A 13987-nucleotide genomic window follows, 5' to 3' on the forward strand; every position below is an offset into this window, starting at 1 on the left:
GCGAAACCGACGAGCAGCCCCTCCCTGGCGCGCTACCAGCTACCGCCGCCCATCCCTACCGCAGGCATACGCCAACGGCGAGATCAACTCCTCCGCATCCGGCAGCCACCGATTCGCGGGCGTGGGCCGCCGGGCCCACTGCACCGCCCCCCGCGACCCGTACCGCGTCGGCGGAGCCGCCACGTACTCGCCCTCGCCGAGCGCGACCAGGTCGAGGGAGAGTGGGGACCAGCCCAACTTCCGTACGAGATCAGGGGCTTTCACCGACGCACCCGGCAGCACGAAGAACTGCATACGCCGGTCCGGCGTCCAGGTCACCGGCCCGAGCGTGAGTTCCATGCGCTCCATCCGGGCCAGCGCCAGCAGCCCCGCGGTCTCGGGCACGTCGATCGCGTCGAACGTACGGCCGGTCGGCAACAGAATTGAGGCGGCCGGCTGCTTGGACCACATCCGGCGGGCGACGGTGGCGCTGCCCGTCGCCTGGGTCGCCCAGTCTTCGCGCGCTGGATGCGCGCCGGGCAGAGCGCACGCCGGCTGGCCGCACGAGCAGTGCTGCACCCCGTCGACGGCTTCCAGCCAGGTGCCCGGGGACACGTCCCAGTGGCGCTCTTCGGCGTAACGAACGGCGGCTTCCAGGAGCGACTCGCCGCGCTGCTTAGGGATGTGGGCAGCTTCAGGGCCCGCGATGGTCTCTTCCACGATGAGCACAACTCTAGCCGTCATCAGGGGTTACGGATGTCACATGCGCGGGGGAGGAGCACCGTTCTTCCGCTCGGGGCGCATGGATGCACGTATGGGGGCGCGCGGGAGGAACGACAGCGCGGCTGGGTAACCACATATGGGGGGACAGCATGCGTCTTTACCCCGGCAATCCTCGCATGTCCCGCATTGTCGGCATGTCCGCGGGGCATTGATCTTCGAGGCCGGAACTTTTCGTTCCCGACCTGGCTCTCGCGAGAGCGGAGGGGTTCGGTCCGCTGAAGACACGTCAACTCGGTGCATGGGCAGGCACCGCAGCCACATGGCGAGCGAGCCGAAGGGGCGCCCACAGACCTTCGCGCCCCGGAGGCGAGCCGCTGGAAAGCAGGGGGTACGCCATGGCCGCTAGGCCGCTAGTCACGCGGCAGCCGAACGAACGGCTGCAGGCGCTCATTCAGGAAGCGGGCTGCTCCAACGCGGGGCTCGCCCGCCGGGTCAACATGTGCGGCGCGGAACACGGTCTGGATCTGCGCTACGACAAGACGTCCGTGGCGCGCTGGCTGCGCGGACAGCAGCCGCGGGGCCGGGCGCCCGCCATCATCGCCGAGGCCCTGGGCCGCAAGCTGGGCCGTACGGTCACGATCGACGAGATCGGGATGGCCAACGGCAAGAACCTGGCGTCGGGCGTGGGGCTGCAGTTCTCGCCGACCGTCCTCGGCGCCATCGAGCAGGTGTGTGAGCTGTGGCGCAGTGACGTGGGCCGCCGGGACTTCCTCACCGGTTCCTCCGTCGCCGCCTCCGCGCTCGTCGAGCCCAGCCGCGACTGGCTGATCTCCACACCCGACTCCCAGGTCGCGCGCTCGGCCGGGCCCCGGGTCGGGCTGTCCGACGTGGCGGCCGTGAAGGCGATGACGCAGGCGCTGGTCGACCTCGACCACCAGTACGGCAGCGGGCATGTGCGCCCGGTCGTCGTGCACTACCTGAACAGTGTCGTCTCCGGGCTGCTGGCGGGCTCGTACCGGGAAGCGGTCGGGCGCGAACTCTTCGCCGCAGTCGCCCGGTTGACGGAACTCGCGGGGTACATGGCCGTCGACACCGGCCAACCCGGTCTCGCCCAGCGGTACTACATCCAGGCGCTGCGGCTCGCGCAGGCGGCGGGCGACCGCGGATACGGCGGATACGTGCTCGCCGCCTCCATGAGTCACCTCGCCGCGCAGCTCGGAAACCCGCGTGAGATCTCGCAGTTGGCACGGGCGGCGCAAGAGGGCGCACGGGGGCGCGCGACCCCGCGCGCGGAGTCGATGTTCTACGCGGCCGAGGCGCGCGGGCACGCCCTCATGGGCGACGCGCGGTCCGCCCAGGCGGCGTCCGGGCGCGCGGTCGCGGCCATGGAGGCGGCCGAACCGTCCTCCGGGGACGACCCGGCGTGGATCCGGCACTTCGACGAGGCGTATCTGGCCGACGAGTTGGCGCATTGCCACCGCGACCTCGGACAGGCCGAGGCGGCGGCGCGGCGTGCGGAGGAGTCCCTCGCCGGGCACCCCGAGTCGCGGGCCCGCCGCCGGGCGATCGGCCTCGTGCTGCTCGCGACGGCACAGGTGCAGAAGCGCGAGGTCGAACAGGCCTGCCACACCGGCACGAAGGCCGTCGAACTGCTCGGCACCCTGCGGTCCAACCGCGGCGCCGAGTACCTGGACGACTTCCAGCAGCGGCTGGAACCGTTCCGGAACGAGCCGGTGGTGCGGGAGTTCGGGGCGCGGATGGAGTTGCAGGCCGCGGCCTGAGCGGTGCGTGTGAACGTACGGGGAATGGCTGATTGCTGACGGGGCGCTGACGGGCGGCTGGTGAAAGGAGGTTGTGCGAGGGGTGTGTGCGGCACGCCGCGCGCCGTTTTGTTAGTGGCGTCACAGGGGTAGGGGTCACAGGCTGTGCTGCATGGCACCGGGTTGTGGGGACCGGGTAGCGTGAGCCGACGATTCCGAAGGTCCCCCATTCGTAGGAGTCCCGGTGACGCAGAGTGGACAGGGCGAGGAGCCCTCGGCGCGGATACCGCGCGAAGGCATCGTGCTGCCCTCCGACGGCGGGGCGCCCCTCCTCCCCGGCGAGCAGCAGGCCGCCATCCCGCCCGCCCCGGCCCCCGGCCCCTCCTGGGACCAGCCCTGGGGCCCCGACCAGTCGGCGGCCCCCGCCCCGCCCCCGGCCCAGCCCTGGGACGCCCCCGGGGCGCCGCAGCAGCAGTGGGGTGCGCAGGGGGCGACGCCAGGGTGGGGCGAGCCGCAGGGGCAGCATGCGTCTGCGGGGCCGATGCCGCCGCAGGGTCAGCAGCAGCCGTCCGCGGGAGCGCTGCCGCCTGAGGCTGAGGGGGCGCAGCAGGGGTCGTACGGGGGTGGGCAGCCGTGGTACGGGGCTCAGGGGTACGGCGCTCCGGGGGCCGCTCATGGGGATCCCGGTGTGTCCGGTGTTCCCGGTGCTTCTGGTGCTTCCGGTCAGGCTGGGCCCATGCCTCCCGTCGCGGCGCCTGTGGACGAGGGGGCCACGCAGTACATACCCCCGGTGGCGGCGGCCCCGGTGGACGAGGGGGCGACCCAGTACATACCGCCGGTCGCAGCCGCCCCTGCCGCTGCTCCTGCCCCCGTGCCCGAGGCCGCCACGCAGTACCTCCCGCCGGTCGGTCCGGGGGCCATGCCGCCCGAGACGCAGTCCGAGGCGACGCAGTACTTGGGGCACGCCCAGCACCCCGGGGCGGGCCCGCTGCCGCCCACCGCGAACCCCTCGCACCCGGACGCCGAGGCCACGCAGTACATCGCGCCGGTGCCGTCCGCGCCGCCGTACGGGCAGGGCGGGCCTCACGGTGCGCCCGGTGGGCAGCAGGCGCCGGACGTCTTCGACAGCCTCTTCCGGAACGAGCCGGGCGGTGGCGTCGGCGGTGGAGGCGGAGGTGGTGCGGGTGCGGCGCCGACGCAGCATCTGCCGCCGTACCAGGCCGGGCCGCCCCCCTTCCAGGCCGCGCAGCCCCCGTACAGCCCTGGTGGGCGGGCCGCGGCTCGGCAGGACGAGGGTGGTGGGGGTCGTACGAGATCCCGGGTGCCGTTGATCGCGGTGGTCGGGGTCGGTATCGCCGCACTCGGCATCGGCGCGGGGGCTCTGCTCAGCGGTGGTGGCGACGACCAGCAGGCCGACAACACGACCGTCGCGGCGACCGTGCCGGCTGCCGAGGACTCGCCCTCCGCGTCGGCGTCCGAGTCCGCCGATCCGGGGGAGGCGCAGGCCGTTGCCCTGGACAAGCTGCTGTCGGACAGCGGTGACAGCCGGAGTGCCGTGATCAAGGCGGTCGCGAACGTCAAGGCCTGCCAGAACCTTCGCCAGGCCGCGAGCGATCTGCGTGACGCGGCCAAGCAGCGCAACGGTCTGGTCACGCGGCTGTCCAAGCTCTCCGTGAACAAGCTGCCCAAGCACCGTGCGCTGACCACCGCACTCAACAACGCCTGGAAGGCCTCCGCCGCCGCCGACAACCACTACGCCGCGTGGGCCGACCAGGTGGCAGCCAAGAAGGGTGCCTGCAAGAAGGGGGAGGCCGCCAGCACCGGCCGGACCCAGGCCGGCAACCGTGAGAGCGGGACGGCGAGTGCGGAGAAGACCAAGGCGGCGCGGTTGTGGAACACGATCGCGTCCAAGTACGGCTTGACCAAGCGCCAAGCTGTGCAGTTGTAAGAGGGCACCCCCGACCACACGGTTGGGGGTGCTTCTTTGTGGCTCCCGATTACGTCGGCTGTACTCCCTCGGGCGCTGCCTCAAAGCTGTACTCGTACCCGATCACAAGTCTGTAGGGCAGGCACCATTCCCCGTACTCGATGACCCCTTGGTCATCCCACAGCCGATGTACTCCCGCGAGGATTGGCGAACCGACTCGGACCCCGAGAAAGTTCGCCTCCCTTTCGTCCGCGTCGCGACTGTGTATGTCGTCACGCCCTGCGGCGACTTGACGGCCGGTAGCTGCCTGAATCTTCGGCAGGAGATCACTCCCCTTCCCCGGAGCAGTTGAAAGGAGTTCCGGCACTGCGGCAGCGAACTGCGCCGGATGCCACGTCACGGCCAACATGAGTCGCTTCTTCCCCTTGCCGGTATGCCATTGGCGACGGACGACCTGATCTCCTTCGTCCAGACCGAAGATCTCTGCGACGTAGACCGGTGGTGCCACCAGCTCGGCGCTCGTCACGATCATGGTCTCGCCCTCACCGAGAACCGATCCGGTTCGCAGTACGCGGGTGATCCGGTCATATGAACTCGGGGCCACCTCGGGAGCGTTGGCGACGAAAGTTCCCCGGCGGGATGTCGTGATGTACCCCTCCACTTGGAGGTGATCAAGGGTGCGTCCCATGGTCGCCACGGCCACCCCCTCTTGCCGGGCAAGTTCACGGATCGGCGGGAGCTTGGCTCCCTCCTCCAGCTCCCCATCGAGGATGCGTCGGCGGATGCGCTCGGCCACTTGCATGTAGGGCGGTTGACGTTCGTCTGGCATGGCGACTCCCGATGTCCTAGGCCACTGCCGAGTGTACTAGGACACGTCGAACGGGCAACTGTGAGGTTTTCGCGAGAGGTTGGCTAGGTGACCTAGGACACTCTATCTTCTGACCTAGGACACATTCGTTACGTGGCCCAGTGGTCACAACTCGGTGATCACGCAAGTACCCCCGCGACGCGGCGAACGTCCGGGGGCGTGGTCCACCAACTGTCTTGGAGTTGATGAACATGGCCGAGCGTAGCGCGGCTGCACTGCACTGGCTTGTGCTGGTCCTGGTGCTCTGGGTTCTGACCCGGGTGTTCCCGGCCACCGGCACTCACCGGAAGGCACCGATGACCATTCGCAAGCCGTTGACCAGGGCAGACGTGAACGATCACGTCCGTCTGGTCGCACGGGTACCTGTCCCGCGGCGGTCGCCGTACAGCACCGACCGGGCACCCCTCGACGGTTCCGCGTCCCGCCTGTCCCGGCCCTGCCTGCCCGCCCTCGACGACATGGTGCCCGAGGCGCTCGTGAGTCCGCGTACGACCCGTGTGCGCCCGTACCTCACGGCGCGGGAAGGCGTCACCCGATGGGGAAGGCGTACCGCCCTGGTGCTGGCCGCAGACTTCGGCCTTGATCTCGACACCCGCAACATCCACGCGGCCCTGGTCGGGGGTGCGGTCCGATGACCCACACGACCGGGAAGAGCAAGGTCAGCACCGACACGGAGTTCATGTCGCCTCACTGCGCGGTAGCGCAGCGTCCCGAGTACGAGCATCTGCACCGCGAGTGCAGGCGGACCAATGATGTACCTCTGCCCCACAGCGGAGGGAAGATCGTGCTGGTGCGTCGCTGCCCGTGCTCCTGTCACGGGAAGGGGGGCACCCGATGAACTCCCAAGCCGGTGTGTCGAGTTGGATGCCGGAACCCCCGTACCGGTCCCCCCGGTGCAGGCTCGGGCAGCACCCCCGGTGCAGGGACGCTGAGCCCAAGGAGAGCGGCGTTCCGGGGGTGCGCATCCTGGTGTGCACGTGCCCGTGCCACCGTCCGTCAAGGTCCTGGTGAGGCAGGCGTGACTGTGAACTCCCTTGAGGCCACGTCGGGTTGGTTCCGGGTGTGCTGGTCGATCCGGAGTGACGGCCGGACGGTCGAGCAGGGCACCCTCACCGGTCGGGACGTGCCCAGCATGCTCGCCAGTCTCCGTGATTACCTGCCGCTGGCCCCTCAGGATGCCGAGACGGTACGGGCCGACGCGGACACCCCCGGAGGGTGGCGCTTCGCGTCGGACACGATCAGCGTGCACACCCACCACACTCCCATCGAGGGGGCGTGGCTGCCTTGCTTCGGGTGCCCTGAGCGGCAGGAGGGGGAGGCGTTGTGATGTCCCACAGGAAGCCGAGGAAGCGCCTGGAGTCGCTCGGGTGGACACTCGCCCTGGTGACCATGTCCGGGGCGGCCCTGGCGCTACTGGTGTACGCGCTCCGCTGACTCCAGACTTGGCCCGCCCGTCGTCTTGAGGGCCGAGTCTGGTTGGACCCCTTCTGTGGTTGGCCGCAGAGGGGGTCTGCTCATGTCCGATCGCGGGCTACTCGTCCACGTTGCCCTTGGCCAACTTGTCCGCCACCCAATTGGGGTCCAGGGAGTCGGCACCCTGAACTGGGCTACCACACCTGGACCACGCTGGCGGAGATGCCCCTCGGCACGCAGAACAAGCCGCTCCGTCACCAGGCACCACATAGAGACCGGGCCGGCAGGCGGGACGGTCCTCGCTGACCGCGCCCATACGCATCAACGGCAGCCTCTGCGCGAGGCGCCGGCGCTGTCCCAGGGGAGCCGGGCACATCCGGTGGAATCGCGTCCCAGGAAATCCCAGAGGCAGACACATTTTTGCAGGTCACAGGGGATGGGATCTCTCATTGTCCCAGTCAACCCCGTCCCTGTGGCCGGGCCAAGGCAAGCGTGGAAACAATCACCTCGGCCCTGCCGGACCTGCGGGGCCTCTCGTCGAGACTGATCAGGAGACCCATGAACTTCCGCGCCAAGACCGCGTCCGTCCTCGGGGCAGCGGCGGTCGCCACCGCCTCCCTCGTGGCGCTGCCCGGCACCGCACATGCCGCATACCCGACATGCAACGGCGTCAAGAACGTGGACACGAGCCATGGAAACGTCCGCCAGCCCTATTACACGGGCACAGGTTCCCGGAACTGCGTCATGGGCGTCGGTACCCGGTCCAGTGCCGTCACTCGCCTCCAGATCGTGCTGCGCAACTGCTACAACCAGGACCTCACCGCCGACGGCAGGTACGGCTCAAGTACCAGCAGCGCCGTGAAGTACGTCCAGAGGTACGAAGGCCTCTCCAGCAGCGACATCGACGGCGTCTACGGGCCGCTGACCCGCAAGGCCATGAAATGGCACACGAGCAGCGGCATCTGCATCCGCCCGGCCATCTAGCTTGATCTTTGACCTGTGCGGCGGGGCCGTGGGGTGGTTGACTTCTTCGCTTGTCGTTTGGCCGGCTGCGTTTTTGAGGGGCCGAAGGGGCGCAGCCCCTGGAGGATGGGACAGGTAAGGGCGGCCGGGGCGGGAAACAGGGCTCAGTCGATGTCGTTCGCGTTTTCCAGGGTCTTCAGGACGTTCACGAAGCCCTGTCGGGCGGACACGAGCCGCCCGTCGCGGACGATCTGGAAGGTCACGTCCGCGTTGATGAGGCGAGGAAAATCACCGGCGGCGATGAGGTCCTCGAAGCGCCAGCGGAGGGTGGGGGTGAGACCACGGGTGTTGACCTGGAGACCGTCGTCGAGGGTGCGGCGGATGGTACGGGAGGTCACCTCGCCCTCCCCGATTTCTTCGAGCACGTCCTTGAGGACGCCGTACGCGATCCACGTGGTCTGGACACCGGGATCGGCGGGATCGATGCGGTTGTCGCCGAAGGCCTGCTCGCGGATCACCCGGTTCATCGTGTTCCACCGGGAGTCCGTGGACACCGGATACCAGCCGGTGACGTACGAACCCTCGTACGGCCCGGACTTGCCCCCGCTCTGATTGATGAGGCTCTGGTCGATGCTGCCGAGCACGGTGGCGGTACGGACCTCGGGATAGTCCTCGCGGTTGCGGCGGAAGGAGTCCATGAACGTGTCGGTACGGTCACCGAGCGCCGGAACGACACAGCCGGTCTCCTCGGGATCGGCGGAGGCCCGCCGCAACGCCTGCCGTGCCTGGTCCCCGTACTCGCTCGCGTCCTCGGGCGCCAGCTGGTCGACGGCGACCGCGTGCCCCCCGGACAGCAGCCCGGAGTCGAGTATCTCCGGCAGCTGGTCGCCGGCGAGCGAGTCGGGTCGGACCAGGGTGACGGGGCCGCAGTCCTTGGCGAGCTGTTCGCCGAGGCCGGCCAGGAGCGCGGGCTGGCCGCCGTTGACCGGGTAGGACAGGGGACTGGTGAACTCGTCGTCGGTGACGCCGTACCCGCCGATGTACGGAATCCCGGCCCCCTCCAGCGGGGAGAGGAACGCGCGGCTGTGCTGGCTGTAGGAGCCGACGACCGCGACGACGTCCGACTTGACCGCCTTGCGGGCGCACCGCGCGGCCTCCCTGTTGTTGTTGCGCTCGTTGCAGGTGATGACCTTGAGTTCGCGGCCGTTGATGCCGCCCTGGGAGTTGATCCAGCGCGCGTACGCCTTGGCCATGGCCGGCATGCCGGGCTTGTTGGTGGCGGCGGTCCCCTCCGGTGCCCAGGTCATGACAGTGACGGGGCCGTCCCCGGAACCCCCCGTGGTACCAGGGATGACCCCGCACCCGACAGCGAGCGACGCACACGCCGCCAACGCGGTGGCTCTGAAGGGGCGGGTGGGGCGAGGGCGGCGGACAGGGCTGAACGTGCGTCGACTGCCGGTCATGGACACGCACCATTCCGCCACATCGCTAACCCAGGCGTGCCCGATGGTCAACTTTCGGTGACGGGGAGGTGAATTGCGGGGGGTTGATGATCCGCATTTTGAGGGGAACGTACGATCGATGACCGTGCAAGGTACGGAACCCTCTTCCCGTCGCGGGCGTCGCTCATCCACCATGGGCGGCATGCCACTCAACGACATGCCGTGGTGGCGCTGGCGCAGCAATGTGCGCTCCGCGCTGCACATGCTCTCCGACCCGGTGTTCCAGCGGGACGTCTGGCTGGCCGGTGTGGACGGGTACGGAGACGTCACCGACGCCGTGTACCGCCTGGTCGAGGACACCTGGCTGGACAACTGGTCCGCCGAGAAGTACGTCGGCACGATCTTCCGCGACTCGCAGGAAGCGGCCCTTGTCGACACCGCCGTCCTCCGGGTACTGCGGATCATGCACCAGGTCGGCCCCGACGCGCCCGTCTCCGCCTACGTCGACCACCACGCGTGGCCCGAGGCGGTACGGGCGGCCCGCGACGCCCACGTCCACCTCGCGACGAACGACGGCGACGAACCGGATACGCCGCCACGGACGCTCGAAGTGCTGCAGATCCTGACGAGGACGGCGTAGGGCCACGGGAGGGGGCAGTGGGGGCCGGGGACGGCCGATCCCTGGTCGTCACGTGCCCGTGCGGTGCCCGTGCCGTGCTCGTCCGGACTCGGGACGCTTGGCCCTGGTGGTGCACCTTGTGGGACCCTGTCCGGCATGACTGAGCAGTCCGTCCGTGCCGCCGCGCCCGCCGATCAATACGTCCTCACGCTCTCCTGCCCGGACAAGCAGGGAATCGTGCACGCCGTGTCGAGCTACCTGTTCATGACCGGCTGCAACATCGAGGACAGCCAGCAGTTCGGCGACCACGACACGGGCCTGTTCTTCATGCGCGTCCACTTCTCGGCCGAGGCGCCGGTGACCGTGGAGAAGCTGCGCGCGAGCTTCGCGGCGATCGGTGACTCGTTCCACATGGAGTGGCAGATCAACCGGGCCGAGGAGAAGATGCGGGTCCTCCTCATGGTCAGCAAGTTCGGGCACTGCCTGAACGACCTGCTCTTCCGTGCCCGTATCGGCGCGCTGCCCGTGGAGATCGCGGCGGTGGTGTCCAACCACACCGACTTCGCCGAGCTCGTGGGGTCGTACGACATCCCCTTCCACCACATCCCGGTGACGAAGGACGGCAAGGCGCAGGCGGAGGCGCGGCTCCTGGAGATCGTGCGGGAGGAGAAGGTCGAGCTCGTCGTGCTCGCCCGCTATATGCAGGTCCTCTCCGACGACCTGTGCAAGCAGCTCAGCGGCCGGATCATCAACATCCACCACTCCTTCCTGCCGAGCTTCAAGGGCGCCAAGCCGTACCACCAGGCGCACGTACGGGGCGTGAAGCTGATCGGTGCCACCGCGCACTACGTCACCGCCGACCTCGACGAGGGCCCGATCATCGAGCAGGAGGTCGAGCGCGTGAGCCACGACGTCACCCCGGACCAGCTGGTCGCCATCGGCCGCGACGTCGAGTGCCAGGCCCTGGCCCGCGCCGTGAAGTGGCACGCCGAGCACCGGATCCTGCTGAACGGGCGACGGACGGTGGTCTTCGCGTAGCCGGGCGGCCACGCTGGGGCCGCGCTGCGGGGCATCTGCCGGGGTCGGCCGGAGTCGTGGTCGGCCGTACCGCTGGAGCGGAAGACCACCTTGCGGTGGGGCCGGGAGCCGGGTCGGCCGTAGCCGCAGGCAGACGTGCCGTCGGAGCGGTAGCCCACCGCGCTGCGCCGCCCGGCGTCTGGCTGGTCGGAGCTGCGGGCGGTGGCCGCCCCGAGGAGAGCGGCAACCGGTGAGCGTCCCGACCCCGAACTCAGCCCAGGTGCCGGGTGCCTGAGAAGTTGGCGGCGGGCTACATCCGGCTCAAAGCGGCCGCCGCGCTCAGTACGTCTCTGATCGCCTCCCGGTCGCCCACCTGGCCGGAGGCGGCCTCCTCCGGGGACACGTGGCCGGCGGCCAGGTGGCAGAACTCCACGCCGTCCAGGGCGACGTGCGCCACTTCGTGGTCGGCGGAGCCCACTGACGCGGGGGAGTCGAGGGGGATGAGCCACTCGCCGCCGCCGACGCCCTCGATCTCCAGGCGGAGGCTGCGTCCGGGCGAGCCCGCCGGGACGAGGTGGCGGGTCTGCCGGGGCGGCGGGGCCGCGAGACCGGCGCGGCGGCGCCCGGCCAGGGCGGCGGGCAGCTTCCGGGCGGCCAGGTCGATCATCTTGTACAGGTGGCGCGGGGCGGGCGGCCCGTACGGGTAGTCCACCGCCTCCGCGATGTCGCCCGCGTGGACCCAGCACTCGAAGGCCCGGTCCAGCATCGCGTCGTGCAGGGGCAGCTCGAAGCGGCCGTACGACACGGACAGCCGCGCGGAGTCGCCGGGGGCGCCGCCCGTGAACGACACCGTGCGGACGAGGTTGTGGCTCTGTTCGCGCCACAGCCCGCGTACGGAGCTGGTGGGCGGGAAGCGGGAGGCGCTCCAGTACGCCTCGGTGCGGGACTCGGGCGTCGATTCCCCGGTTTCCCCGGTTTCCCCGGTTCTTCCGGTTTCCCCGGCCTTACCGGTCTCCCAGGTCTCCCAGTTCTCCCCGGCCTTCCCGCTTTCCCGGGCCTTCCCGAGGCCCTCCGCGTTCAGTGGGTCGTCCAGGCCGAGGGCGACCGCGACGAGCCCGTCTACGGCGAGGAGGTGGGCGATGACCCCGGCAACGGTCGTACGGCGGCTTCTCGGGCCCTCGCTCTCGACGTCCTTGAAGCCCTCGAACCACCTCAGATCCACCGGCGCGTGCCACTCCGCGCCCCCGATGTCCTGGAGCAGCGCGTCCAGGCGGGCGGCTTCCGCGTCGTACGGAGCTGCCCATTCCGGTACGGGGATCCGGGGCGGCCTGCGGTCGAGGCAGCGCTCCAGGACGCGGGTGCGCAGGCCGGGGTCGAGGTCGAGGCTCTCCTCCGAGTGCAGCAGCTCGACGGCCTCGCGCAGCCGCCGCGCCTCGTCCGCGCACGCCCCGCACTCCCCGAGGTGCTCCTCGACGGCGGCCGTCTCCTCCGGCGAGCATGCCGTCAACGCCCACGCCCCGAGCAGTGACTTCAGCACCCGGTGCTCCAACATCAGGGGCGCCCGGGCCGGTTCGGGAAGCGGGAGCCCCGTGTCCTCGACGGAGGCACGCGGCAGCGGTATGCGGGGAGGTCCCCCGGCTGCTCGTCCGTTGTCACCGCCATGACCCTCGTGCCCCTCATACCCCTCGTGCGCCTCGTACCCCTCGCGCCCCTCGTACTCCTCGTACCCTTCATCCTCCTCATCCCCGCCGTGCGCCTCGGAGCGGTCCGCGCCGCCGTTCACGCCGCACCGCCGTATTCGGGCGGGGTCCCGGAGGGGCCCGAGTCGTGGGCGGTGGAGAGGAGTTGGAGGCCGAGGCGCAGGCGGCGGCGGGCCTCGTCCTCGGTGATGCCGAGGTCGGTGGCGGTCTGGCGGTAGTCGCGGCGCTGGAGGTAGGCGCGCTCCAGGGCGGCGCGCAACGGCGTCGGCATGGAGGTCACGATGTAGTCGGCGCGGGCGGCGACCGAGGCGCGGCGGACCTTGCGCTCCAACTCCTCGGTGCTGCCCTGGCCGCCGCCCCCGGCGAGCGCGGCGGTCTCGTCGGCGCGCAGGCGCTGGACGGCGAGGCGGTGCGTCAGGGAGGCGACCCAGGAGCGCAGAGGGCCCTGCTTGGGGTCGTACGCGTCCGGGTTCTCCCAGACGTGGACGAAGACCTCGCGGGTGATGCCGTCGGCGGCGCGTTCGTCGCCGAGGACGCGGTGGGCGAGGCCGTGCACGAGGGAGGCGAAACGGTCGTACAGCTCACCGAGCGCGGCCGCCTCGCCGCGCGCCAGCCGTTGCTGCATCTTGCGGTCCCAGCGGGGCGGTGTGTCCTTCTTGGCCATGCGGCTCCCTCACCCCCGGTCGTACCTGCGCCGTTCCTGGTCTCCAGCCTGTGTGTACTGTCTCCTCGAATGTAGTCGGCACTTCTGACGACGCACGCTCCTTTGCGGCAATGTGCGCCCCCTGGAGAGCCGAGGGTGATATGAGCCTCCTACGTCTACCCTGTCGGAAACAGACCAAGCGAGGTCAAGCACGGTCAAGCGTGATCGATGACTGATCTGATGTTGATCAAACTCGACCGTACTCGATTGAAACAGCCCTGAAAACGCCCGAGAAATGGCGAGCTTGCCCCGCGCCATCAGTGGCCGACGGGTGTTTCATGGAACAACGGCGGGGCAGCCGCGCAGAAGGAAGCGAGGGTTGGGCTTCCGGTTCGGCGACTGAGAGGCATCGCGGTGGCGTTCAAAGTGACCGACTACGAGCACGGCCAGTGGGCCGTGCTACGGGTGTACGGCGAGATGGACCTGGTGACGTCACCGGTGCTGCGCCAGCGCGTGCACGAGGCGGTGGCCGACGGCCGCCGCTGTCTGGTCCTCGACCTCTCCGCGGTCGTGTTCTGCGACTCCAGCGGCGTCGGCGTCCTCATCGCCACCCGCCGCCTCATCCGCTCCTGCCAGGGCCGGCTGCGCCTGATCCTCCCGGCGCGGGGAACGGCCGACGCCTCCCACGTCAACCGTGTCCTCGGCGCCCTCGGGGTCCGCCGCCTCTTCGACGTCTACCCGGACGTGGACGAGGCCGTCGACGAGGAGGCCGAACCCCTCTCCGCATGACACCGCATGACATCGCGGTCACACCGTTGTCCCAGAAGTTGTCCCGGAATTCCCGCAGTCCTGACACAAGCGTCGCTTTCCCGCACCCTCACCGCCTCTGACGTCGTACGCTCCGTGCGAGAGACACCCCACGCGAGGTAAGGC

Annotated in this window: 13 protein-coding genes; 8 read left to right on the forward strand and 5 right to left on the reverse strand. The window is 69.9% G+C overall.

The window, feature by feature from the left end; all coding sequences use genetic code 11:
* Nucleotides 1–39 precede the first annotated feature (39 nt).
* A complete protein-coding gene (locus tag ACWD3C_RS13130; RefSeq protein ID WP_451143157.1) occupies nt 40–723 on the reverse strand; it encodes a bifunctional DNA primase/polymerase in 684 nt (227 codons plus the stop codon).
* Nucleotides 724–1097: 374 nt separating this feature from the next.
* Between ACWD3C_RS13130 and ACWD3C_RS13135 the strand changes: the two genes are divergently transcribed.
* On the forward strand, nt 1098–2483 hold the full coding sequence (locus tag ACWD3C_RS13135; protein ID WP_451143159.1) for a transcriptional regulator: 1386 nt from the start codon (nt 1098–1100) through the stop codon (nt 2481–2483).
* Between the two features lie 223 nt (nt 2484–2706).
* Entirely contained in the window at nt 2707–4410 is a 1704-nt protein-coding gene (locus ACWD3C_RS13140) for a hypothetical protein (protein WP_451143161.1), read from the forward strand.
* A gap of 49 nt (nt 4411–4459) precedes the next feature.
* On the opposite strand, the gene ACWD3C_RS13145 is transcribed toward ACWD3C_RS13140, so the two are convergent.
* Nucleotides 4460–5218: a GntR family transcriptional regulator gene (locus tag ACWD3C_RS13145; protein WP_451143163.1), complete on the reverse strand. Its 759-nt coding sequence runs from the start codon at nt 5216–5218 to the stop codon at nt 4460–4462.
* A 230-nt stretch (nt 5219–5448) separates the two neighbouring features.
* Here ACWD3C_RS13145 and ACWD3C_RS13150 point away from each other — a divergent pair, with 230 nt between their 5' ends.
* The 3 genes from ACWD3C_RS13150 (at nt 5449) to ACWD3C_RS13160 (ending at nt 7654) form a co-directional block, all read left to right on the forward strand.
* On the forward strand, nt 5449–5892 hold the full coding sequence (locus ACWD3C_RS13150; RefSeq protein ID WP_451143165.1) for a hypothetical protein: 444 nt from the start codon (nt 5449–5451) through the stop codon (nt 5890–5892).
* Nucleotides 5893–6275: 383 nt separating this feature from the next.
* Complete coding sequence (locus ACWD3C_RS13155; protein ID WP_451143167.1) at nt 6276–6584, forward strand: hypothetical protein; 309 nt, start codon at nt 6276–6278, stop codon at nt 6582–6584.
* A gap of 644 nt (nt 6585–7228) precedes the next feature.
* Nucleotides 7229–7654, forward strand: a complete 426-nt coding sequence (locus ACWD3C_RS13160) for a peptidoglycan-binding domain-containing protein (RefSeq protein ID WP_451143169.1) — start codon at nt 7229–7231, stop codon at nt 7652–7654.
* A 143-nt stretch (nt 7655–7797) separates the two neighbouring features.
* Here ACWD3C_RS13160 and ACWD3C_RS13165 read toward each other — a convergent pair whose 3' ends face one another.
* Nucleotides 7798–9096: an ABC transporter substrate-binding protein gene (locus ACWD3C_RS13165; RefSeq protein WP_451143171.1), complete on the reverse strand. Its 1299-nt coding sequence runs from the start codon at nt 9094–9096 to the stop codon at nt 7798–7800.
* Between the two features lie 118 nt (nt 9097–9214).
* On the opposite strand from ACWD3C_RS13165, the gene ACWD3C_RS13170 reads away from it, so the two are divergent.
* Nucleotides 9215–9715: an SCO4402 family protein gene (locus ACWD3C_RS13170; protein WP_451143173.1), complete on the forward strand. Its 501-nt coding sequence runs from the start codon at nt 9215–9217 to the stop codon at nt 9713–9715.
* A gap of 135 nt (nt 9716–9850) precedes the next feature.
* Nucleotides 9851–10732: a formyltetrahydrofolate deformylase gene (purU, locus tag ACWD3C_RS13175; RefSeq protein ID WP_451143175.1), complete on the forward strand. Its 882-nt coding sequence runs from the start codon at nt 9851–9853 to the stop codon at nt 10730–10732.
* A gap of 289 nt (nt 10733–11021) precedes the next feature.
* On the opposite strand, the gene ACWD3C_RS13180 is transcribed toward purU, so the two are convergent.
* Together ACWD3C_RS13180 and ACWD3C_RS13185 are read right to left on the reverse strand one after the other, a co-directional pair.
* Nucleotides 11022–12494 carry a zf-HC2 domain-containing protein gene (locus ACWD3C_RS13180; RefSeq protein WP_451143177.1) on the reverse strand — a complete coding sequence of 491 codons (1473 nt, stop codon included), beginning with the start codon at nt 12492–12494 and terminating at the stop codon, nt 11022–11024.
* A complete protein-coding gene (locus ACWD3C_RS13185; protein WP_451143179.1) occupies nt 12491–13075 on the reverse strand; it encodes a sigma-70 family RNA polymerase sigma factor in 585 nt (194 codons plus the stop codon). Before ACWD3C_RS13185 ends, ACWD3C_RS13180 begins: the two co-directional genes overlap by 4 nt.
* Nucleotides 13076–13462: 387 nt before the next feature.
* Between ACWD3C_RS13185 and ACWD3C_RS13190 the strand changes: the two genes are divergently transcribed.
* Entirely contained in the window at nt 13463–13843 is a 381-nt protein-coding gene (locus ACWD3C_RS13190) for an STAS domain-containing protein (protein ID WP_451143227.1), read from the forward strand.
* Nucleotides 13844–13987 lie beyond the last annotated feature (144 nt).

The sequence above is a fragment of the Streptomyces sp. NPDC002845 genome, assembly GCF_053591955.1.

Excerpts from the sequence above, each read along its gene's own strand:
- ACWD3C_RS13130 (WP_451143157.1), bottom strand. The coding sequence starts at position 723 with ATGACGGCTAGAGTTGTGCTCATCGTGGAAGAGACCATCGCGGGCCCT.
- ACWD3C_RS13135 (WP_451143159.1), top strand. The coding sequence starts at position 1,098 with ATGGCCGCTAGGCCGCTAGTCACGCGGCAGCCGAACGAACGGCTGCAG.
- ACWD3C_RS13145 (WP_451143163.1), bottom strand. The coding sequence starts at position 5,218 with ATGCCAGACGAACGTCAACCGCCCTACATGCAAGTGGCCGAGCGCATC.
- ACWD3C_RS13150 (WP_451143165.1), top strand. The coding sequence starts at position 5,449 with ATGGCCGAGCGTAGCGCGGCTGCACTGCACTGGCTTGTGCTGGTCCTG.
- ACWD3C_RS13160 (WP_451143169.1), top strand. The coding sequence starts at position 7,229 with ATGAACTTCCGCGCCAAGACCGCGTCCGTCCTCGGGGCAGCGGCGGTC.
- ACWD3C_RS13165 (WP_451143171.1), bottom strand. The coding sequence starts at position 9,096 with ATGACCGGCAGTCGACGCACGTTCAGCCCTGTCCGCCGCCCTCGCCCC.
- ACWD3C_RS13170 (WP_451143173.1), top strand. The coding sequence starts at position 9,215 with ATGACCGTGCAAGGTACGGAACCCTCTTCCCGTCGCGGGCGTCGCTCA.
- purU (WP_451143175.1), top strand. The coding sequence starts at position 9,851 with ATGACTGAGCAGTCCGTCCGTGCCGCCGCGCCCGCCGATCAATACGTC.
- ACWD3C_RS13185 (WP_451143179.1), bottom strand. The coding sequence starts at position 13,075 with ATGGCCAAGAAGGACACACCGCCCCGCTGGGACCGCAAGATGCAGCAA.